The following is a 23,790-nucleotide window of genomic DNA, read 5'->3' as shown; positions in this document are numbered from 1 at the left end:
TAAGCTTTGTATGAAATGATAATTTTTTTCAAAGCTAAAATTTTATCTGCGGTGGCTTTCTTTGGTTCGTTTCTTTGCCATCAAAGAAATGAACATATAATATAGATTTTATTTAAATTTACTTTTCTTTCATGAGCAAGAAAAGTAACAAAAGAACTCTACCTCCCGATATCAATTTTACTTTGTCAATTATAAAATTATGTCTATAACGCTCTAAACTCGCTTTGCTCAAACAGTAGAGCTAAAACCATAGCCATAATTTTATCCTTGCCAATAGCCTAACGGCTACCGTAAAATTCGCTAACGTGAGGGACATTCGGTTATTATTTTTAATAATACTAAATAATTTGTTATATTTTCCGCATTATAAAATTTAGCGGTAATCGTAAGATTATTGAAAAATATTATCATTGAATACGCTTTTTGCTTAACTGTTTGAGCGTAGCGAGTTTTAAGCTTTGTATGAAATGATAATTTTTTTCAAAGCTAAAATTTTATCTGCGGTGGTTTCTTTGGTTCGTTTCTTTGCCACCAAAGAAATGAACATCAAACGTAAGGAGGCTTCTTTTTTATGAAACTTTTTCTAGCTATTATCATCATGATTTTCATCATTATTGCTAGTTATTTAGCTGATAGAAAATATCCCACTAAGAGAATATTTATTATTCCTTGCGGTATTATTTTACTTTGTTCTGTAGTTGTTTATACTTCATGGATGATGCCTGTTTCTAATTCCAATTCTATATCGGAAGAACAGCGTATAGCTATCTTAAATGAACAACCTTATTTTATAACATGGTACAATGATTATAAAGAAAATATCAATCAATTAGATAGATTTGCCATTATTTATCATAAAATCATCACTAATTATGAAAATCAAACAATCTCCGCCAGTGATGCTTTAGAACAGTTACAACGTCTATATGATGAAACGAATACTTTCAATAATTCACTGCAAGATGCTTTGCCTCCAAATGAATTATCACAGACTAATTATACATTAGTCTATAATATTCTCGAAAAAACTCGTGTCTATAGTTATAAACTAAATGAAACGACTCGTCAAAGTATCGCAATCATCAACGAAGGAACTTATAATCAAATCTCTCATGGTGATATCGTAAACAATTTAAATCGCATCTATATCATCGAAGCTCCTACTATATTGGATATAAATGCTGAAGTATCGCAAATCAAAGATAATCTCACTGTTCCTGAAGCTTAAAAAATATAATATATAGATAAAACAAAAGGTGATACATAATAAAATGTATCACCTTATTTTTCTATAAATCTTTAACAATATTCTTTAAATACTCAGCAAAAGACTTAGATAAATCATCACGACGAAGTGCAAATTCTACGGTAGCTTTCAAAAAGCCCAATTTATCACCTACATCATAGCGTTTGCCTGTGAAGTTATATGCATAGACATTTTCACGTTTTGCCATGACTTTGAGTGCATCTGTTAATTGCACTTCTCCACCTTTGCCTGGCTTAGTATTTTGTAATACTTCAAATACATCTGGAGTGATGATATATCTACCAAGCACTGCCATCTGACTTGGTGCTTCTTCAATACTTGGTTTTTCAATCATATCATTGACCTTCATCAACTGTTCATTGATTGTAGGTACACCTGCTACAATACCATAAGAAGAAACTTTTTCTTTTGGCACTTGTTGACAGCCTAAGATTGTAGCACCAGTTTGATTATACATATCCATCAATTGTTTTAAAGCTGGCACTTCAGGATTATACACTATATCATCGCCCAATAATACAGCAAATGGTTCATTATCGATAAATGCTCTAGCACATAAGATAGCATCACCTAATCCACGCATATGTTTTTGACGGATATAATGCACATTTATTTCTGATGTTTCCTGTACTAATTTTAATAATTCAGTCTTACCTTTAGCTTTTAATTCAGCTTCCAAAATAGGAGCACTATCAAAATGGTCTTCAATAGCACGCTTAGCATGACCACTGATGATCAAAATATCTTCAATACCACTAGCCACAGCTTCTTCTACTATGTACTGAATTGTTGGCTTATCCACTATTGGTAGCATCTCTTTTGGTGTTGCTTTTGTCGCTGGCAAAAAACGCGTACCAAAACCAGCAGCAGGTATAACAGCTTTGCGAATACGTTTCATAACAATCTACTCCCTATAATCTACTCAAATAAATAAAATACTTTAAATTGTGACAATTTTATACAATCAAAGTTTATTATAACAAAAAAAAAGATTTTCTTCATAAAATTATTTATTCTATCCATCATGAAGAAAATCTTTCTTAATCAACATATCTATATACAATTTTGTCTACATATCTAATTTAGCTTTCAATTCTTCTATTTCATTTATACTTAAACTAGTATATTTAGAAATAAGCTTTATATCTACTTTGTCTTTTAGCATATTTTTAGCAGTTTGTATAGCTTGCTGATATAAGCCTTGTTGTAAGCCTTCTTGCAAACCTCGTTGTAGTCCTTCTTGTAAACCCTGCTCTAATCCTTCTTCTTTAAATGCATTCATATAGGAATAATAATCTCTTATCGCTTTTTCCCTCTGTTCATATGCTCTACGTTCTATTTTATCCTGTAGAAATGTATCTTCAAATTCTACTGCTTCTTTAATTGCTGGAGTTGTCATTGCTATTTCCTCCAATTCTTCTTTACTATATTTTCCTGAAAAATAGGCAAGCCATGCTTCAGATGCTCTTATTTTTCTCATATCCTTCAATGTAAATTTTGGCAATTCTAGAAAATGTATCTCTATATGGTCCGTAAGTTTTTTATGAGATTTCACATTTAATAGATTATAGATATTATGCCATTCTTGCTCATCTTCTAAATAATCAAATGCTAATAAATTTATAGCTATAGCCTTCTTTAATTTCTTATATTCAGCACCTTTTTCTAATTGCTCTGAATACATTTTTGACCAATAATATAATGAACGTTCAGCCATTAATTTAAACGGACAAACTTGCACCTCAATATCCACTTGTGTGCCATCATTTAAATCTGCTCTAATATCTAATTTAGATAATTTACCGTCTAAGGTTAATGGTTCATTATCTTTATCCAAAAAGGTTATATCTGTAAAATAATTTTCATCATCTTTATTTAAAATCCCATTTAAAAAGCTAAGTGTTAAATTCTTTCTTTTTTTATCTCCCAAAAGCTTTTTAAAGTATAAATCATTTAATCTATTAAAACTCTCCATGATATATCCCTCCATCATCGATTATCTATATTATAACACACAAAAAAATTGAACTGCACTTTCAAATATTAGACATAAAACTTTTGAAAATGCAGTTCATCATATCAAGAAAATCTCTCTTTATTATTTATCAATTTGTTTAGCTAAAATCTGAGTCAAATTTCTTATACCTCTATCCAAACTAGCCAAATGCTTATCCATGCGAAATAACAAAAAACTCGCTACGACCATAGGAAAGCCATAATTAGCTATATATTCAAAAATATATTCCATCATCCTCACATCCTATTTTCCCGATCCATATAAAGATTTATTAATAAAAGCCAATGATTTACGATAATTTTTGCTGACAGCTTGTGCAGATATATGCAATAATTTTGCTACTTGTTGATGCTTTAGCCCTTTAAATACGACTAAAACAAATACTTTATACTGCTGGGGTGGTAATTGATGAATAACCTCCATTAAATCCAATTTGCAAGAAATATTCTCCTCTATATCATCATCACTTGATAACAAATCTAAAAATTCCTCGTCATCATTTTCTCGATCAATTTTCGATGATAAAGATACTTCATTTTGCCAAATACGCAAATATCTACGAAATAAAGTATGTACTCCTTGATAGACTCTCATCTTCGCAAAACCTGCAAAAGGCACCCCTAAGGACTCATCAAAATCCTTAATCGCTTGATAAAAACTAATGATTGCCTCTTCATATGCTTCTTCTTGAATAGATAATAAATGATGTTGCCTTGAAGCACTCCTCAATAAATTCTTATATTTACTCAATAATAACTGTACAGCAAAATTATCTCCAAGTTTTGCTCTTACTAATAAATTCTCCATATAACATACTTCTTTCTATCACCAAGAAAATAATCTAAAAGAAAAAGGGGATGGCTTGCACCCCCTTTTAGCTTCATTCTGCAACAATTTCTGCTGTGTCTTGGCGATTTACACTTCCTAATGTGTACTTTTGTAACCCAGCTATTTTTTGACCAATATCCAAGATATCATCTTCTGTCAAAGATGGATTAATATAGCCAAAACTACGACTGCTATAACTTGCTTTACCTGTAGAAGTAGTACCTGTTTCCACTTTAACGATGATTTCACATTCTGCATTTTTCTTAACTGCCATGATTTATTCCCCCTATTAAATTTATCTATCAATACAATTTATGAAATAAACATTAAGCTAAAACATCTTGTGTAGTAGTTGTGATATACGCTTCTTTAATCGCTGTCGCTTTATGATTATCTTTAATAATTGCCTGTGTATCAATCATTTTTTGCATGACTACATCTACTTCACTTTTTGTTAAATCATCTTTAGGATCTACCAAATTGTATTTAAAATCATCTCCATTATCTAAAGTAAATACCATTGTTAATTTGCGTGTATCTGCCATCAAAAATCACTCCTTAATTTTAAATTTTAAAAATACATCATAGCTTTGATTGATAAAAACCTTTGCCGCCGTTTTTTATTCATCTTATCAACTCCTTACACTTATTTACTTGCAGCTTAGATAGTAAAAATCAACCCCCAAATCAAAAAATTTTTTAATTTATATCTTCATACAATTTCATATATACATATAAAAAAGGCAAACTATTATCCAAAATTACATAATAGTTTGCCTTTCGCTATATGTGCAGTTATGAATTTTAAAATTTATATACTTTTTCTACATCTATATTTTCAAGATCAAATAATTTTGAAGAATAAAATTGTTTCATGCTTATGCCAAATCCTATGCAAATCTTAAAAATAGTAAGCTCACCAGGATTTTGACTCTTTTCACTCAAGATACTAGCCACCGTTGACGGTGGCATTCCCGCCCTATTTGCCAAACATTTATACTCAAATGATTTCTTTTACACAACTCTAATATTCTATGATCTACGGCTTCAATAAATGGCATTTTTACCGCCTCTTCCTTTTCTTTAAATTATCTATATTATACTCTCAACAAAAGTTAAATATATGTGATATATCGTAAATTTTTATAAAAATAACAAAAAATTTTTCTAAAATTGCTTCAAAGGTTTATTTTCTTCCCTGAAAATGCAAGTAAGATAATAAAGGAGTGATTACTTATGCAAAATCTTAAAGTAGTAGATATTTCAGCTTGGCAAACAAAACTCAACTGGCAAGCACTAAAAGAAAATAATATCCAAGGCATTATCATCAAAACGGGTGAGTACGCTCATCTAGATGAAATGTTTATTTCGCATGTGAACAATGCCGTAGCTTATAATCTTCCCTATGGTATATATTATTATGCTCATGCCTCAACAATCAATGAAGCCATAGCCGAAGCTAATTGGGTAGATAAACAGATCAAAACATATCTCAACGGACAAAATCCGCCACTTGGCATTTGGTATGATGCCGAAGACAAATCCATGCTCAAAAACAAGATCAATGTAGCCTATATGATCGGCAACTTCATCAACAGACTAAATGAACTAAATTATAATTATGTAGGTCTATATAGTTCCTATAATTGGCTTACCAATATCATCGACTTAAATCTACTAGCAGATTATATTCCCATCTGGTCTGCTCAATATTACCATGAAAACAGCTTTAAACTTGAATATCCTGATCGTATCTGCAAGATATGGCAATATACAGATCATAAACAAATAGATGATATGGTACTTGATTGCAATATCTATTATGCATAAACCATACTAAAAGAAAACCTCAAAGAAGATAACTTTTTTGAGGTTTTCTTTACATATTAAACTATTATCTTTTAAATTTCAAAACTAAACTTTTTATTTTATACTTTTCTTCAACATTCATAAAAAATTTATACATTATACTAATATACAATAATGTATATACTAATAATTTTACAACAAATATTGCAATATTTTTATAACCTACTATTCCATTAAGCACATAACCTATTATAGTAATAATTATTACACCAATTGTTATTCTTCCAATATTCTTCCAAAATAATACTATATCTAGTTTAGTAATTTTTAAATAATACCAATTCATTATTAAACCATTACCAATAAACATAGACAAACCCGTTGCAAAAGCACAACCAATTCCACCATATTTTAATCCCAAAGGAATAGCTAAACATAAATTAAATATACCCATACAAAAATAAACTTTTGCTCTAAAATCATATTTGTTCTGAGCTTGTAATACGGCTAATCCAATATTTTGAATTAAATCTACTGTAAATGGAATAATAATTAATAATGTTATCAAATAAGCTTCTTGAAAACCATTTCCAGCCCAAATTTCTATAAACTGTCTACCCAAAATAATAAAACCACTGGCTATTGCAGCTAGTAAAAAGTACTGCCATCTACCTATTTTTATAAATAAATCAGATATTATCTTCATAGACTCTCTTTTGGCTATCATTTCTGTAATATGTGGTAAATAAACACCTGAAATTGCTAATGATAAAGCCATATAATTCATATAAATAAGTGATGCTATTGCATACACTGCTACCGCACTAGTTCCACTAATTATACCTAAAATAATCTGATTTGTTTTGAAAAATACTTGATCTATTAGAGTAACAGCAAACACACTAAGTGCTAACTTTTTAAATTCCTTAAATAACTTTTGATCCCAATAATGATATTTTATACGTATCTTTAATTTTCTAAAACAATAAACCACTCTAGATATACTTAAAAATATATTTAATATGGTTTGCACTAAAGCCACAGAAAATGCGTATGGATATTCTTGTAAGACAGCAACAACTAATATTGGTTGTAGAATTAATTGAATAGTTTCTATACCCTTTAGAAAAAGAAATTTTTCATGTGCATTAATAATCGCTCTAAATATCATTGTAGAAATTGTAACAACTATATTTAAAAGTAATAATATAAAAATATCTTTTGCTGAAGAAATCTCTGACGATGTCATACTATTATAAAAAATATCACCCATAAACAAGTAACAAACGTATCCTATAACAAATAATATTACTGTTATTACAGCATAACATCTAGATGAAATAGCCAGCACATTTTCCATATTAACTTTATCATTCAAAGCTTTATATTTAGTATAAAAACGAACAACTGCAGCAGTTAAACCAAAATCCATAATACTAAAATAAGCAATAAAAGAACCAATTAACTGATATAAACCATATTCACTTTTTCCTATATAATACAACAATATTGGTACATATATAAAATTAATTATTGTTTGAAACAATATATTCATATAGCTAATGAATATACCTATTTTTCGTTCATTCAATCTATCTTATCTCCATCTCTTCAATAAAAATTTATTATAATATTAATTAATAATCAAACAACATTATTATTTTATATTAGATATTTTTGATGAATAGTTTTTACTAAAAAATAACAATAATTATCCATTTATACCTATAATTTAAAATTTCATATATACATATAAACCCATTATTAATTATATATTTTATTAAATTTATTGTATAAAAAATATAAAAACTTTTATAATCATACAATTTCTTGCCATAAATCACTCGTTTCATCTAAAGTTTTTATAAACTTAGCCGGATTCCCTGCATATACACCATTACTAGGAATATCTTTTGTAACAACAGAACCAGCTCCAATAATTACATTATCTCCTATAGAAATTTCTCCAATAACAGTTGAATTTGGCGCAATATATACATTATTACCAATTGTAGGGAAATGTGGCATTATACCATTTTTATTTGGACCTTTTCTTCCAATCACAACACCTGGCCCTACTCTAAAATTATTTCCAACAGATCTAACAGAAATAACAGAATGATTATGGAAAATAACCATTCCTTTTCCTATATCTTCTTCTACACAAATTTCTATAGTTTTTGGTCTTTTAATTAATATTTCATTTATTAATCGTAAAATTTTAAAATTTTTCATTCTATAATAAAAAACACTTCTAAAGGATATTTCGTACAATAAGCTATAATTCAACAAAAATATAATATTTTTTTTTCTTTCATTGTATAATTTATTCCACTTTAATAAACGATAAATATCTTGTCTTATTGTTTCCTTAATATTTGGATTTGACAAAAGAAACATTATATCTGCAATTATACATCTCAAAAACATGATTTTTGTAAAAATTATTCTTTTGTTCATTATATATACCTCATATATAAAAATATTTTATTTAACAAAAATAAACCTTAATTTATAAAATAAAACACATACTATAAAAATCATTCTACGTTTTATAGGAAAGTATTTAAAATCATTTGAAAAAATAATATACCAAAAGTTTAATAATAATTTATTAACAAAAATTTTAGTAATAAAATTTTTGTTACTCCTATTAGATTTTACAACTTTAAATAATAATCCTATTAAATCACTTAAATATAAATTCTTTCCTTTTATTTTATGCTTTTTTGATACAAATTTTACTTCATTATAAATATTTATCTTTAAAAATAATGATTTCATCCATTTTCTTGAAAAAGAAGATGTCATTGTATTACTTGCATTAGCATCATAATGATATTTATATAAAGGTACATATCCTACAAAATTCACACTATTTACTAATTGCCAAAAAAGCAACATGTCTTCTCCTATTTTTATTTTAGTATTAAATTTATGTTTTAAAAAAAGATTTCTATCATATAACTTATCATATACAGTCCAATTAAATTTTTCCGCATTTAAAAACTCTAATTGAATTTCTTCTTTATTTAAGATACTTGGTTTTGACTTTTTAAATATATATTGAGTTCTATTATTATAATCAACAACAAAACCTGTTATCAATATTGGTACATTCATCCTTTCCTTTTCATATATCATTTGCTCTAGTAGATCTTCTTCTATCCAATCATCAGAATCAATAAAAGTAATATATCGTCCTTTTGCTAACGATATTCCTAAATTTCTAGTAGCACTTACACCTTCATTCTTTTTATGCACAACCTTAATACGTTTATCTTTTTCTGAAAACCTATCACAAATAAAACCTGATTTATCCGTAGAACCATCATTTATTAATAATAACTCCCAATTCAAAAAGCTTTGCTTTAATATAGATTTTATGCATCTTTCTAAATATTTATCCACATTATATACAGGAACAATTATACTTACATCTAACATTATACAATAACTCCTATCCTAAGATATAAATAAATTATAACCATATGTTTGTCCAAAATAAAATATCAAATATATAAATAATACTATCCACATAGAAATATACTTTAATAAAAACAATCTTTTATTTTGTTTTTTAATTTGATTTAAAACTAACATAGAAAAAACACATATATACATAATTAATATATCCGATATTCTTATTAATAATTGATAATTATTAATAAGAATACATAAAACACTAATTATACTTGTTAATATAGAAAAATTAACATATTTTTTATACTTATATATCCAATCTTTTGATAGATATTTTTTAATATCATGAATTAACATTGCAACATATATTAATTTTATAATATTAATAATAAAATAGCTATATGTTGCTTCATCAAAATTACTCATATCTGTATACATTAAAAATTTAACTTGTAAATCAGTAAAAAAATAAAATCCAGAATTAATAATATATATAAATATTTTATCCATAAAAAAATTTAACAAGCTCAAACTTAACACAATAAAAATTAATGAGTACTTTAATCTTGTTCTAGTAATTAATCTAATAATAAAAAATATTATACTCCCTGGATGCATTAAAATTAATAAAAAATATACTATTTTTACCAATTTACGATTTAATACTAAATCAAAATATAAAATCATAAAAAATATACTTATAACTATAGGATATCTTATATTAACTACTGCTGACAAATAATTAAACATTCCTATGAATAAAAACATACTAAAAAGAATACTATTATTATCACATTTATTATCTTTTCCTATTCTATATAAAATATAAAGATTAGTAAGATAAATTATCACAACTGTCGTAAATACTAATATATTATTATCTGAAAAAAATATTCCAAAAAATGAAATATATAATCTAGATAAAGGTGCTGACATATATCCATAATATTCATATCCCATAACTCTAAAAGAATCTACGTCTTCAAAAATTCTTACTAAATCGGTATAATGATTATACCGATTATATACATATATAGGATCAAAATTATAAGCAAAAATAGCCAAAAATGCTATTGATAAAAATATATATTTTTTAATACTTATATTACTAAAACTTAATAAGCCTAATAAGACAAACCCTAAAATTAAATATAATATGTTCATAAAACACCCTACTATTAAACTTCATAAAAAATCTTTAAAATAAATTCATATAATTCTTAGCCATTTTAGAAGATGTAAATTTTTTAGAACGACATATAGCTCTTTTTCTGTATTTTTCCTGTAAATTTTTATCATTAATAATTTTTAAAATAGCTTCTTTCAATATTTTATCATTTTTTTGTATTCTACCATTTATTTCAACACCATCATTCATCATATCTGGAATTAAAATTCCATAATCAGCTAAAAAAATATCATTTATATATTGAAATTTAATGCAATTTTCTTGAAACAATTCTCTCGGTCCTGATTTACAATCCACAGAAATTACAGGTAACCCTACAGTCATTGCTTCTACTAATACATTAGGAAATCCCTCATATAAAGATGTTAATACAAATAAATCTGCATTATACATATATTTATATGGATTAGATTTTACTCCCATTAAATGAATAGAATCTTGTAAATCCAATGATTGAACTAAATTAGATAATTTATTGTAATATGCCCCTTGTCCTAAAATCACTAACTGTATATTAGGAATACTCTTCCTTAATTCAGTCATTATCTTTATTAAATGCCATTGTCCTTTTTGTTTAGATGTCGCTCCTACATTTATAATAACTGGATTTTTAAAAATCTTACGCTCTTCATCAGATAAAGGTTCTAATTTTAATGTTTCTATTTTTTTTTCATCTACACCATTATATATTGTATTTATTTTATTTTCTTTTATACCATAATTTTTTATTAAATCTATTCCCATATATTTTGATACAGTAACAATTTTATCAGCTTTATTATATAATAATTTTATTAAAAAATTATATACATAATTATAAATCAATTTATTTAGTCCTTTTCCTATGCTATTTTCTATTGATTTAACATTATGTTCTGTAATTATTGTTTTTCCTTTTTTATTTATTAATAGATTAATTATATTTGCAGTCATTCCAAAACTAACAACATAATCAAATTTATATTTTTTATTTATTTTATAAAAATCATATGTTCTTTTTATAAAAATAAATATTTTCTTTATAAGATTTTTACCCTCTTTTTCTAAAGAAAATAACTTTCCATATACATTAAAATTTATATCTTTTTTCTTTAATAAAATATTATACTGCTCATAATTATCATCTTTATTAAATTCATTAGACAATGTCTCTAATACTCTAGGCATTCCGCCAGTATATAAATCTGGTATGATCCATGCTATTTTTTTTCTCATAATTATCTCACTTCATACTACATAAATCTATATAAATTTCTTTATATTTTTTTATAGAATTTTCCCAACTATATATTTGTACAATATCATTTAAAAACTTTTTATCACTTTCTAATAAATCTATAAATCTAATTTTGTTAACATTATTTACATCATATAAATATTTTTTATCTAAAAATATTTCAGGAAAAGCACCACTATTTGGTAATATAGGAATACATCCACATGCTACAGCTTCTAGAGCAGCTAATCCAAATCCTTCTGTCTCACAAGCCGATATAAAATATTTTGATTTTCTATACCATGCTCCCATTTCTTGAAATAATATTTTCTTTTTTAATAATACATCTTTTTCTAGATTATTTAACTTAATATATTTTTTTACATTTTTTTCTAATATGCCATCTCCTATTAATATTAAATAAGCATTTGGTATTTGTTTTTTTGCTTCTTTAAAAACATCAATTACTTTACATGGATTTTTATATTCTATCATTCTTCCAACAGATATAAATATCACTTTATTATTTTCTACATCTATATTAATATTATTTATAGGAAATTTATTAAATCCATTATATATAACATCTGCTTCTATTTTATATTTATCCCATAACTCATATTTAGAAAAATTTGATATAGTTAATACTCTTTTAGCTCTTTTAGCTACAATCGGCATAAAAAATTCACTTATATAAGATAATATATTTTTTTTAACTCCTTCTTTTTTTTCAAACTCTCTATGCGGACATCCATGTATTGTATATATATATTTACATTTAAAAAAGCTAGCCAGATATGCTATAAAACCTATTCTAGATCCATTTATATGCACTAAATCATATTTTCCTACACTAAAATCAAAAAAAGATTTTAATAAAAAATAAAGCATTTTTAATAATTTTAATTTATTATTATCTGACCATCTAGGTTTTTTTAATAATATAAATTCTATTTCTTTATCATTATAAAAATATGTTTTATATGCTCTATTTATACTTTCTAAATGTTCTTCAAATCCAACTTTCATTAAAACACTACCTTATTAAAAATTTAAAATTTTTACATATAACATATGGCAAATTCCAATATAATACTCCTAAAAATATTTTTAAATTAAAATTCAGTCCTACAAATTTAGTTAAACTTTGAATTTCTTTTTTATATTTTTTTATTTCATTTCTATATTTTTTTTCATTTTGAATCAACATTAATCTGCAATAACTTGCTATTTCTTTTAAATATAAACATCTTGCTATATTAAAAAGATCATTATCTATTATTTTAGTCTCCTTCAATATAGCATACATAATATTTACGCTGTCTTTTTTCTTTTTTGCTAAATTTACATTTGTAACACTCTCTTTTCTATAACAATAATGATATTTATTTAATGATATATATCCTATTTTATTGAGTTCTTTTAATAAACGCCATATAAAATCCAAATCTTCTCCCATTTTAATATTATTATTAAAAAATATTTTCTTATCTTTTATAATATTTAACTTATAAATTTTATCACAAGGTGTCCATGTATATATTCTTCTTTTTAAAACCTCCTTCATTGCTTCTAATTTATATAAAATTTTATTTTCTTCAGTTTTCAAAGTTTTTATTATTTTATTTTCTTTATCTCTTACATATCCTGATACAACAAAATCTACTTTATTTAATTCTGCAAAATCTAATAATTTAGCATAAAAATCCTTTTCAATCCAATCATCTGCATCTATAAAACCTATATATTTACCAGAAGACTCTTTTATTCCTGTATTCCTAGCACTACTTACTCCTTCATTTTTTTTATGAATAACTTTTATTCTATTATCTTTTATTGCATATTCATCACAAATTTCTCCACAATTATCTGGTGAGCCATCATCTACTAAAATAATTTCTATATCTTTCAATGTCTGATTTATACAACTTTCTATACATTTTCTTAAATATTTTTCAGGTACTTTATATATTGGTATAATAATAGATATTTTTATTAAACTCATCTTTATTCTCCCCAAATAATAATTAACTAATTTTCTTATTTACCTACTTTTAATGCTTTTATTAAATACCCATATGATTTTTTTCTATATAATTCTATTCTATCCCATACTATTTCATAATTAATATCTAAGCTTAAAGCATCATTCACATTCATATCTGATGTAATAAATCTTTCATGCAAATTTAATAAATTAAATAACGAATGCATTCTAGAATTAGTAGATAATTTAGATCCTTCTTTAAATCGTCTAAAAGTAAAAAATTTCTTACCATTTAACACAGAGAATACTGTTCCATGAAAAGAATCAGTAAGAACTAGTTCTGCATTTCGTATTAAATTAACAAATTCCTCTGGACCTATATCATATGGTGCATAATCAGGAAAAGATATATCACTTTTTATATATTCGTCCATATGCAATAAAGATACAATTTTATATCCAGTTTCATTTCTAACTTTATCTGCAAATACTCTCTGTTCAGGATTATTTCCTAAGAAATAGCAAAAAATATATTTATCTTTGTACAATCTTTTATTTGGAAAATAATTAAGCCATTCGTCTTTTGTAAATAATAAAGTAGGATCACAAACTACAGGTACTTCACGATGAGCTACTTGTTTTACAATATTTTTCCCACCTTCTTCACGTACTGATACATAATTTATACGATTTAAAAATTTACTAGCAAAGTTCCATTGTCTTTTAGGTAAAGATGAAACACCAAAACTTGTAGCATATGCTATTTTATTCACATTCTTAGGAACAAAATTTAAAGTATAATAATTTGCATCAATATTTGAAGGCAACCATAATTGATCACTTCCAACAAGAACAGATGAATAATTATTACAATAATTTCCTATTTCTTTTTTTGAATTATATACCGGCGATAATTTATATTTAGTATTTTTGAACTCATTAAATTTTTTATCTCTAATTAATATATTTTCCTTAAAGTTATTATCCATTTTCTTTAAGAAAAACCTTTTTATAAAACCTAATTTACCTTTAACAACATTCCAATCATTTAATTGTCTCATATAATATTTTAATTTTGCATTACGAATTTCTTTAGCTATACCATCAATACAAATTGTTTCAGATTTATAACCTAATTTTTCTATAACTTGTTGGGTAGCATATGCTTGAAGCATACTTCCATAATTTTTTTGAAAATAACATGATACGATACCAACTTTTTTCACTAGCTTTTCATTCCTTTATAAATATTTAAATAAGATATTGCCATATTCTTTATATAAAAATTATTATCCATTAATATTTTTGAATTATATCCTTTTTTATTAATTAACTCTTTATTTTTTATTAATTCATTGATATTGTTAGTAGCTTCTTTTTTATCTTTATATAAAAATCCATTATCTCGTACTAAATCTCTATTTCCTACACAATTAGACAATACAACAGGCAAACCTACAGACATAGCTTCTAATACAGACAATGGTAACCCTTCCCATAATGAAGTAGATAAATATATATCTGCATTAGCTAAATAATTTTCTAATTCTTTTCGTTCTATCCAACCTGTGCATTTTATATTTGGTGAATTTAATTCTGATTTTAATTCACCATCACCACACCAAATAAATTGAATATCAGGATTATCAATAAATTCCAATGCTACATCATTAAACAACTTAGGATTTTTTTGGATAGATAATCTACCTACAGAAATTATTGTTATTTTATTACTTATATTTTCTTTTTTTTCTATCTTTAATGGTTTTATTCCATTATTGATAAAAGTAACATTTTTTATACCTTGCTCTTCGATAGCTTCTTTTTCAGATTGAGAACAAGCTACTATTTTCCCACCAAAAAAACTAGCAAACTTCTCCATCCATATAAATATTTTTCTTTTTTTAGGACTTATATCTAAACGCAAAAAAGATATTGCATGTGGTGTATATATCGTTTTCTTTGATTTTCCTAACAAAAAACTTACTATACGACCTAAAAAACCAGCCTTACTAGAATGTAAATGAATTATATCTACACCATCTATTTTTTTTAATATAGTATATAATTCCCATAAAGCTTTTATATCCTTTAAAGGCTTCATTTCTCTTTGAGCTGTTTTCCACTTTATAAATTTAACATTCTTATTAAATAAATCTTTAAAGTTTTTAGGTATATTTTCTCTATTAGTACCATAAATTACTATATGTTCTTCATTAGATAACTCATTTGTCAAATCAACTAAAAAATTAAAAGTTCCCCCTGCAAAACATTCCATTACATGCACAATTTTCATTTCTAACTCTTCCTAAAATCTATTTTAAACTGCTCCTTTGCTGAAAAATACTGCTTTAATCGTCTTAAATAGTAATACCATATCTATCCATACAGACCAATTATAGATATACCAATTATCCATCTTTAATCTGCCTTCAAAGGTCACATCAGAACGACCATTGACTTGCCAAAAACCCGTTATCCCAGGTACTGTAGAGATGATTATCTTATAATATTCTCCCATTTTTCCTATCTCTCTAGGAAGATATGGTCTAGGCCCTACAAGACTCATTTCTCCTTTAAGTACATTGAGTAGTTGTGGCAATTCATCCAGACTCGTTTTACGCATTATCCTGCCTGCTCTTGTCACCCTTGGATCAAAATCATGTAATTTTTGAAACTCATCCCATTCCGCTTTTGCTTCAGGATTTTTCGCTAAATAATTAGCTAATATCTCATCTGAATTCATATACATGGAGCGAAATTTATAACAAGTGAATTCCTTACCATCTTTACCGATGCGTTTTGCATTAAAAAATACTGGTCCTTTGGAGTCAAATTTAACCCAAAAATAACACAGTATTAAAATCGGTACAGCTGGTATACAGATGATCAGCCCCATTATTATATCAAAAATTCTTTTTGCTATTCTATTACGCATATATGCTAAATTATTCTTTATATTTAACAATACTATATCTTCTCGATAAATGCGTCTTACATCAAGATTTGCTATCGGTGTACCGATTATATTTGGTATAAAAGCTACATTTCTAACTAAAAATTGAATATTAGTCAATAATTCTTTTAAACTATTTCTATCCAATCTAGTTTTTGCTATTATTACAGTCTTCACACCGCATTTTTTTATATATTCAGCAGATTTGTCTATGCCTTTAAATAATGGATATTTCTGCTTTAAATACTCCGAGGAAAAATCATCATCAATAATTCCCACAACTTTTATACCAAAACAACTATTATTATCATAAAATTTAATAACTGCTTCCGTTACCTCTCCCCCACCGATAAAAATCACTGGTTCTTTGAGAATATCTAAATGATTACAAATATATATGAGAATTTGACGTATTCCATATAAAAATATAAGACTAAAGATAAATAATAAAACTACATATAAACGAGAAATCTTCGTTATATCCTCATGTATTAAATATAAAATAAATATAGATGCTATTATGCTGTAAAAATTAGCACAAAAAATATCTTTTATCTTTTCCCAATATGGTACCATGCGTTTATGCGTATCAGCATAAAATAAGAAAAAGATAAATACAGTAGGCACCCAAAGATAAAAATATGATTTAGGAATATCCATATGGAAACCTTCCGGTATGAAGAAATCGCAAAGATAAAAAGCAATCGCCTCTGCCAAAATTATTGCTATATAATCACCTGCACTGACTATTACAGGCAATATATATGCAGCAATATTATCCATTTTAGATATTCGATTTTTAGAAAAATTATTATCCACTAAGATCCACCGCCTGTATTTATCTTTTATTCATCATAAACCGTATCTTTTATTATATATATATAATGTATAACCAAAAGAAATCATAATACCTAAAACAAAACCAATTGCTGCAATGATTTTTTTATTTGGCTTAGCTGGCATATCTTCTCTTGGCAAATTAGCTGCATCGATTATCTGGATATCCATTGACTCTTGAGCTTCTTGTATTCTTGTATTTTCATATGCTTTCACAAGATTTGTATATACCTCTGAAGTTATATTTTTATCTCTTAAAAGACGCATATATTCAACACTATCAGCAGATAAAGTGGAGATATTGCCTTCTGCTTCCTGTTGTTTAGATTTTAAGGCATCAAGAGAAGCACTTGTCACTGCTTTTGCTGTCTCTGTCTGCACTTTTTCCATCAAGAGATTGCCCTGTACTGGTGTAAGTGTAGCACTCTTAGAATTTACAGCACTTTGAATTTCTCGATCCAAAGATCTTTTTAGTTCAGTTAATTCCTGTTTTGCCTGAATCACATCTGGATGTTCTTCTGTATAACGCTGTTCAAGACCGACTAATTCTACCTGTTTATTGACAATAGCTGTACGCAAACTCATGATAGCATCACTATCGGAAATATTATATTCAAGTAAAGAGCTATTTTGCTGTTCTAATTGACCTGTCACATCTTGAAGTTTAGCACTATTTGCCTGTTCTTGTGCTTCTAATTGAGCGATATTCGTATCATATGCACTGAGTCTATCGATAAGTGCTTTTGCTTGATCATCAGGAGAATAAATACCTTTTTCTTGCTGATAAGCTTGCAATTTATTTTCTGCTGTTTCCATCTCTTCTTTAGCTATAGCCATGCGATCATTTAAGAAATTAATGGCAGAAGAATTTCCTTCTTTATTTAATTTCGTCATCAAAGTGAGGAAATTATCAGCTACAGACTGAGAGATCATCTGTGCTTCTTCTGGAGTTTTACCATAAGCTGTGATATTGATTAAATCTGTTTTCTTTGTATTTGTGATTTCTAGATTAGATTTTATGAAACCATCTGTAGTCATTTTTTCTTTTTTCTCTTCATCCATATCTAGACCATCAATAATTGGCTGAATGACTTCTCTTGATTTCATAAGCTCTATATAATTTTCTGGACTAGCAGAAGATGCTCCACCTATATCTATGCCAAAGCCTGCTGCCATTGCTGCATAACCAGATAGATTAGATCCACCTGATGATTTAATACGCACCAAAGTATTTGACTGATAAGATTTTGGCAATACAAATGCAACTATAATAGCTATTACTGTGCAGAGCACTATAATCGGTATAATTACTTTTTTCTGCTCTCCCATTACGGAGAATAACTTTCTTAAATCAATTGTATTATCATTATTATTTATATTATCCACTCTTTGCCCTCCTATTAATCTGTAATCGCTCTATAAGTAGTATAAAGATTGAGAAGTGGTAAAATATCTTGTTTATAATCAATTTTATTGGATTTAGGAATAAATACGATATCTCCATCTTCTAAAGCTAAGTTCTGCGTGATATCGTGTTTTTCAATATAGTTTTTAATATTAGCTTCCTTTATATACATAGTGCCATCAATTATGCGGATTACTTGTGCTTTTTTGATACGACCATATGTAGTCACCCAACCTGCTTTAGATATAGCATTGGTCACATTCATATCATCAGAAGCAAGTTCTACCGTTCCTGGTTTATTTACTTCGCCTAATACTTGAACTTTACGTGGTCCATAAGATGTAACCATGATTGACATATCCGGTATCTTTAAATACTTGCTGAATTTCTGCATAAGTACTGCTCTTGCTTCTTCTAATGTAAGTCCAGCAAGTTTTACAGAACCAGCATATGGCAGATTTACATAGCCATCTGTACCTATCATGATATTATCTAAGCCTTGTGCATCTCTAAAACCGATTATACGCACTGATATAACATCATATTTATATAGACGATATTGGTGATTATAATCTGTTATTGATGTTATCGCTGCTGGTTTAAAAATAGCAGTATCATCTGCCCCTACCTCTATAGGTACAGTATTCAATCCCATATACAATGTATTATCATCCGTCTTATCAGCTGCAAAAGAAGTAGCAGCAATCATGGATAATATTGCCGTTGTTACTATCACTTTTTTATACATAAAATTCCTCCATTAAAATAACTAACACTATTAATGCTTATATATTTACTAATGAAATTATTTTTCTAATATATATTTATAAAAAATAAATGTTAGAATAAACTAGCTTCTCCTAACATTTATTGAAAATATTATCACTTAATCTTTCATTAAAACTTTATAAATATAAATCATAGCTATAGCTAATAAAACAAAACCAGCTACTACACCGATCCAGCCACTGCCTGCAATACCTGCTACTAAATATCCTAAGAAAGAGCATGTAGCTACTACGATTACATATGGAACCTGTGTACTTACATGGTCGATATGGCTACATTGAGCCCCCGCAGAAGCCAAGATAGTAGTATCAGATATTGGTGATACATGGTCACCACCTACAGCACCAGCTAATACTGCTGCTACTGTAACTACTAAAAGATGTGGATCTGTAGATACTACAGCAAGTGCGATAGGAATCAAGATACCGAATGTACCCCAAGATGTACCAGTAGCGAAAGCAAGACCGATAGCAACAAGGAAGAATACTGCTGGCATGAACATACCTACAGTAGCATTGTTGGAAACGATACCGCCAACATAACCACCGATATTCAAATAATCTTCACCGCAAACACCAGATAAGCTCCAAGCAAGACATAAGATAAAGATAGCAGGTGTCATTGCTCTAAAACCTTGGTTAAAGCATTCACAGAATTTGCCAAAGCGAAGCACCCCACGTGGCACATAGAGTAAGAATGTGAACACTAAAGCGATAAAGGAACCAATTACTAGACCTCTAGCAGATTCGCAATTGGCAAAAGCATCAGATACACTAGCACCATCTAAAATACCGCCAGTATAAAGCATACCGAAGATACAGCCACCGATTAAAACGATAAGTGGTAATAATAAATCCAAGATTTTACCATTACCTACAATTTCCATCTGTTCTTCTTTATATTCTTCAGGAATAATTAATTTACCATTACTTCTTTGTTCCAAAGTCTTCATAGCAGCAAAATCTTTGCCAGTCCAGATCAAGAACAACATGAAGATGATAGTAAACCATGCATACATATTAAAAGGAATTGTCTGCAAGAATAAAGAGAAACCATCAATAGCACTATCTTCTGGAAGTGAAGAACTAACTGCTGCTGCCCAGCTGGATACTGGAGCGATAATACAAATTGGTGCTGCTGTAGCATCGATGATATAAGCGAGTTTTGCACGAGTTACATTGAATTTATCTGTAACAGGTCGCATAACTGTACCTACAGTCAAGCAGTTAAAATAGTCATCGATGAAGATAACTACCCCTAAGATAGAAGTAACGAGTAAAGAACTGCGTTTTCCTTTAATTACACTTGCTGCCCATTCACCATAAGCACGAGAAGCACCAGAGCGAGCAATAGCTGCTACAATAATACCTAATAAGACCAAAAATACTAAAATATATACATTCCCGCCAACTTTATCAGACATAATTGCAAAAAACGTATCAATAGCAGCTAATATATCAAAGCCTGTGAACATTAAAGCCCCTACAAAGATACCCACAATCAACGACATGTATACTTCTTTTGTCGCCAAAGCCAATACTATGGTAATTATCGGAGGCAATAGCGACCATGCTGATTCAACCATTCATTTCCATCCTTTCTTTTATGTATAAATTATAAATAGTTAAAAACAATAGCTATATTATATCATCTATAAACTATTTGGCAAAATGCTTTTTGATAATAATATCGAACCTTAACTAAAACAAATAAATTATAATAGCTAAATTAATTCAACTTGTTTTGCTATATTCATTGTAGTATAATAGACAACGAAAAGAATAAACTGATATTTGCCGATATCAGGCCTCTTTTTATTGTGTTGTTGTTAAAGAAGAAGCTATCCATTGAGATAGCTTCTTTTTTATTTTTATCAAAAAGCAAAAAAATAGGTTTAGACATAGAGTCTAAACCTAAATCATTAAGGTATATTCTTAGAATTTCGAAGGCTTTATTATTTAACAATATTAGCTATTGTACCAAAAACTGTTTTTGCTCTATCTCCCATATTCACGATCATTTGTTCATGTAAGAATTTCAAATATCTGATGAATACATAGACTACAATTGCTGTAGCTAAGATAGTTTCTACAACTACTAGATAATTTAAAATGCTAGGTACTGCTATATTGATTTCATTTAAATAAACAATTGTCTGACGGAGTGCAATCGCTGTGATAACAAATGGGAAAGTAAATGCTGCATAGCTTGGATAGAATTTCAATTTTAAAAGTTTTGGCATCTGTGTGAGCACTGCTACAAATAAACATTGAGCTAAAATCTGCATGATCGCAATCATGATTAAAGATTTATCAGCAACACAAGCGAGATAACCTGCTAAGCTTAAACTCATTGGTGCGGTGTAGATACAAAATAAAGGTTTTGCTGGTTCAGCGATTGCATGTTTACTGCAATAACGGATAGTAACGAGAGCGAATAAAATCATATACGCACTAAAACCAAACCAGAAAATATATTCACCTAAATTGTGATGATTAAATGTAGGTGCTGTAACAGACGCTACTACGATACCAACATACGCTATAAAATATGTTGGGAAAACATCTCTTAATTCAAAATTGATGATATAGCGATAAGTGAACCACGCCATCAACAAAAAATGACCACAAATAGCTCCATACCAAACCACTTCACTGGCTATAGGGGCAAACGGAAAAGTATAAGTGCAAAGTTGCATAATAGCCATAAAGAAAGTAGCAAATACACTGGCAAAAATAGAATTTCCATTTAAATCATTTTTCATCATCTGCGGATGTAAAATAATTTTACTGAATAACAACACCCCTAAGAATGCAGAACTAATACCGCAAGCATATTTCAAAATCATGGAATATGGTGCAAGCAAATTGCCAAGAGCTGCTAATCCAAGCATCACCCCAGCAGTAGGTACAGGAACTTTTCTAATCATAATATAAAGCCTTCTTTCATAAATCATCTTATTTAAAACTTCTTAATTAATACCTCGTTTAACCTTGACCTTATATTATCATACATTTATCCATAAGTAAAATATATTATTTACTTTAAAATAATAGGTAAATACTTATTTATAAAAACAAAAAAATCCCCATAATATAAATCTTATATAATTATTATAAAATCTATATTACAGGGAAATTATAATCTGTAACTTTCCTCGCGTTAGCAGACTTTTACGGTAGCCATAGGCTATTGAAAAAGATAAAATCATGGATATGTTTTTAGTCCTACTGTTTGAGCGAAGCGAGTTTAGGACTTTATATCCTTGATTTTATCTTTTTCAAAGTAAAATCAATATCGCGAGGCGGTTTCTTTGGTTCGTTTCTTTACCATTAAAGAAATGAACATCTACATCTTATGAGGAAAATCTTTAATAACACCAAAATTTTCCCGCATTTTAGCATTTTTTACGGTAGCCATCAGGCTATCATAAAAAGTGTCTGAGCGGGTGGTTTCTTTTGATTCGTTTTCTTTACCATTAAAGAAAATGAATAACTATATCCTATACTTACTTTTCTTTCATGAGCAAGAAAAGTAACAAAAGAACTCTACCTCCCGATACCAATTTTTCTTTGTCCATTATAAAACCATATCTATAACGCTCTAAACTCACTTCGTTCAAACAGTAGAGCTAAATTCATAGATATGGTTTTATAATTCCCAATAGCTTTCAGCTACCGAAAAATTTGCTAACGTGAGGAATATTCGGTTATTATTTTCATTAATAAATAATTTGTTATTTTTTCCGCATTATAAAAAAATCCCCATAATATAAATCTTATATTATAAATATAAAATCTATACTATGAGGAAAATCTTTAATAGCACCAAATATTTCCCGCATTTTACCATCTTTTTACGCTAACCATCAGGTTTATCAATAAATAATTTAATTTGTTATTTTTTCCGCATTATAAAATTTAGCGGTAATCGTAAGATTATTGAAAAACATTATCATTGAATACGCCTTTTGCTTAACTGTTTGAGCAAAGCGAGTTTTAAGCTTTGTATGCAATGATAATTTTTTTCAAAGCTAAAATTTTATCTGCGGTGATTTCTTTGGTTCG

At 27.7% G+C, this 23,790-nt stretch carries 23 protein-coding genes; 2 read left to right on the top strand and 21 right to left on the bottom strand.

What is annotated here, in order from left to right; genetic code table 11:
- Nucleotides 1-571 precede the first annotated feature (571 nt).
- Nucleotides 572-1,228 (top strand): hypothetical protein, encoded by a 657-nt coding sequence (locus tag Q5I67_RS10090; protein ID WP_302487246.1) that lies wholly within the window; start codon nucleotides 572-574, stop codon nucleotides 1,226-1,228.
- Nucleotides 1,229-1,289: 61 nt separating this feature from the next.
- Here the strand turns inward: Q5I67_RS10090 and galU are convergent, their stop codons facing one another.
- The 7 genes from galU to Q5I67_RS10055 all read right to left on the bottom strand — a co-directional run bounded on the left by galU (nucleotide 1,290) and on the right by Q5I67_RS10055 (nucleotide 5,069).
- Nucleotides 1,290-2,165, bottom strand: coding sequence for a UTP--glucose-1-phosphate uridylyltransferase GalU (gene galU / locus Q5I67_RS10085; protein ID WP_302487245.1), 876 nt, complete (start codon nucleotides 2,163-2,165; stop codon nucleotides 1,290-1,292).
- A gap of 171 nt (nucleotides 2,166-2,336) precedes the next feature.
- The gene (locus Q5I67_RS10080; RefSeq protein WP_302487244.1) at nucleotides 2,337-3,242 is read right to left on the bottom strand and encodes an Rpn family recombination-promoting nuclease/putative transposase; all 906 of its coding nucleotides are present in this window, start codon (nucleotides 3,240-3,242) and stop codon (nucleotides 2,337-2,339) included.
- 123 nt (nucleotides 3,243-3,365) lie between these two features.
- On the bottom strand, nucleotides 3,366-3,515 hold the full coding sequence (locus tag Q5I67_RS10075; protein WP_288794735.1) for a YvrJ family protein: 150 nt from the start codon (nucleotides 3,513-3,515) through the stop codon (nucleotides 3,366-3,368).
- A 12-nt stretch (nucleotides 3,516-3,527) separates the two neighbouring features.
- On the bottom strand, nucleotides 3,528-4,091 hold the full coding sequence (locus Q5I67_RS10070) for an RNA polymerase sigma factor (protein ID WP_302487243.1): 564 nt from the start codon (nucleotides 4,089-4,091) through the stop codon (nucleotides 3,528-3,530).
- Nucleotides 4,092-4,164: 73 nt separating this feature from the next.
- On the bottom strand, nucleotides 4,165-4,386 hold the full coding sequence (locus Q5I67_RS10065) for a DUF1659 domain-containing protein (protein WP_302487242.1): 222 nt from the start codon (nucleotides 4,384-4,386) through the stop codon (nucleotides 4,165-4,167).
- Between the two features lie 52 nt (nucleotides 4,387-4,438).
- A complete protein-coding gene (locus Q5I67_RS10060) occupies nucleotides 4,439-4,657 on the bottom strand; it encodes a DUF2922 domain-containing protein (RefSeq protein ID WP_296898562.1) in 219 nt (72 codons plus the stop codon).
- A 259-nt stretch (nucleotides 4,658-4,916) separates the two neighbouring features.
- Nucleotides 4,917-5,069: a hypothetical protein gene (locus Q5I67_RS10055; RefSeq protein ID WP_302487241.1), complete on the bottom strand. Its 153-nt coding sequence runs from the start codon at nucleotides 5,067-5,069 to the stop codon at nucleotides 4,917-4,919.
- 279 nt (nucleotides 5,070-5,348) lie between these two features.
- Here Q5I67_RS10055 and Q5I67_RS10050 point away from each other — a divergent pair, with 279 nt between their 5' ends.
- Nucleotides 5,349-5,942, top strand: a complete 594-nt coding sequence (locus Q5I67_RS10050; protein ID WP_302487240.1) for a GH25 family lysozyme — start codon at nucleotides 5,349-5,351, stop codon at nucleotides 5,940-5,942.
- 64 nt (nucleotides 5,943-6,006) lie between these two features.
- Here Q5I67_RS10050 and Q5I67_RS10045 read toward each other — a convergent pair whose 3' ends face one another.
- The 14 genes from Q5I67_RS10045 to Q5I67_RS09980 form a co-directional block, all read right to left on the bottom strand.
- A complete protein-coding gene (locus Q5I67_RS10045; protein WP_302487239.1) occupies nucleotides 6,007-7,512 on the bottom strand; it encodes a lipopolysaccharide biosynthesis protein in 1,506 nt (501 codons plus the stop codon).
- 227 nt (nucleotides 7,513-7,739) lie between these two features.
- Nucleotides 7,740-8,381, bottom strand: a complete 642-nt coding sequence (locus Q5I67_RS10040; RefSeq protein WP_302487238.1) for a hypothetical protein — start codon at nucleotides 8,379-8,381, stop codon at nucleotides 7,740-7,742.
- A 27-nt stretch (nucleotides 8,382-8,408) separates the two neighbouring features.
- Nucleotides 8,409-9,368: a glycosyltransferase family 2 protein gene (locus Q5I67_RS10035; RefSeq protein ID WP_302487237.1), complete on the bottom strand. Its 960-nt coding sequence runs from the start codon at nucleotides 9,366-9,368 to the stop codon at nucleotides 8,409-8,411.
- 18 nt (nucleotides 9,369-9,386) lie between these two features.
- Nucleotides 9,387-10,508: an EpsG family protein gene (locus tag Q5I67_RS10030; RefSeq protein WP_302487236.1), complete on the bottom strand. Its 1,122-nt coding sequence runs from the start codon at nucleotides 10,506-10,508 to the stop codon at nucleotides 9,387-9,389.
- A gap of 34 nt (nucleotides 10,509-10,542) precedes the next feature.
- The gene (locus tag Q5I67_RS10025; protein ID WP_302487235.1) at nucleotides 10,543-11,748 is read right to left on the bottom strand and encodes a glycosyltransferase; all 1,206 of its coding nucleotides are present in this window, start codon (nucleotides 11,746-11,748) and stop codon (nucleotides 10,543-10,545) included.
- A gap of 7 nt (nucleotides 11,749-11,755) precedes the next feature.
- Nucleotides 11,756-12,778, bottom strand: coding sequence for a glycosyltransferase family 4 protein (locus tag Q5I67_RS10020; RefSeq protein WP_302487234.1), 1,023 nt, complete (start codon nucleotides 12,776-12,778; stop codon nucleotides 11,756-11,758).
- A 7-nt stretch (nucleotides 12,779-12,785) separates the two neighbouring features.
- Nucleotides 12,786-13,754, bottom strand: a complete 969-nt coding sequence (locus tag Q5I67_RS10015) for a glycosyltransferase family 2 protein (RefSeq protein ID WP_302487233.1) — start codon at nucleotides 13,752-13,754, stop codon at nucleotides 12,786-12,788.
- A gap of 35 nt (nucleotides 13,755-13,789) precedes the next feature.
- On the bottom strand, nucleotides 13,790-14,962 hold the full coding sequence (locus Q5I67_RS10010) for a polysaccharide pyruvyl transferase family protein (protein WP_302487232.1): 1,173 nt from the start codon (nucleotides 14,960-14,962) through the stop codon (nucleotides 13,790-13,792).
- Nucleotides 14,962-16,032: a glycosyltransferase gene (locus Q5I67_RS10005; RefSeq protein WP_302487231.1), complete on the bottom strand. Its 1,071-nt coding sequence runs from the start codon at nucleotides 16,030-16,032 to the stop codon at nucleotides 14,962-14,964. The genes Q5I67_RS10010 and Q5I67_RS10005 overlap by 1 nt, the downstream gene beginning before the upstream one ends.
- Before the next feature lie 24 nt (nucleotides 16,033-16,056).
- Complete coding sequence (wbaP, locus tag Q5I67_RS10000; protein WP_302487230.1) at nucleotides 16,057-17,511, bottom strand: undecaprenyl-phosphate galactose phosphotransferase WbaP; 1,455 nt, start codon at nucleotides 17,509-17,511, stop codon at nucleotides 16,057-16,059.
- Between the two features lie 33 nt (nucleotides 17,512-17,544).
- The gene (locus Q5I67_RS09995; RefSeq protein WP_302487229.1) at nucleotides 17,545-18,915 is read right to left on the bottom strand and encodes a GumC family protein; all 1,371 of its coding nucleotides are present in this window, start codon (nucleotides 18,913-18,915) and stop codon (nucleotides 17,545-17,547) included.
- Between the two features lie 14 nt (nucleotides 18,916-18,929).
- Complete coding sequence (locus Q5I67_RS09990; RefSeq protein ID WP_302487228.1) at nucleotides 18,930-19,682, bottom strand: polysaccharide biosynthesis/export family protein; 753 nt, start codon at nucleotides 19,680-19,682, stop codon at nucleotides 18,930-18,932.
- 138 nt (nucleotides 19,683-19,820) lie between these two features.
- Entirely contained in the window at nucleotides 19,821-21,308 is a 1,488-nt protein-coding gene (locus Q5I67_RS09985; RefSeq protein ID WP_302487227.1) for a Na+/H+ antiporter NhaC family protein, read from the bottom strand.
- A gap of 369 nt (nucleotides 21,309-21,677) precedes the next feature.
- The gene (locus tag Q5I67_RS09980) at nucleotides 21,678-22,652 is read right to left on the bottom strand and encodes a TDT family transporter (RefSeq protein WP_302487226.1); all 975 of its coding nucleotides are present in this window, start codon (nucleotides 22,650-22,652) and stop codon (nucleotides 21,678-21,680) included.
- Between the last annotated feature and the right edge of the window lie 1,138 nt (nucleotides 22,653-23,790).

The organism is uncultured Megamonas sp., assembly GCF_958438645.1.
Classification (GTDB): domain Bacteria; phylum Bacillota; class Negativicutes; order Selenomonadales; family Selenomonadaceae; genus Megamonas.
Note: the sequence above shows the minus strand (reverse complement) of the source record. Positions and strands in the feature narration are given on the sequence as shown.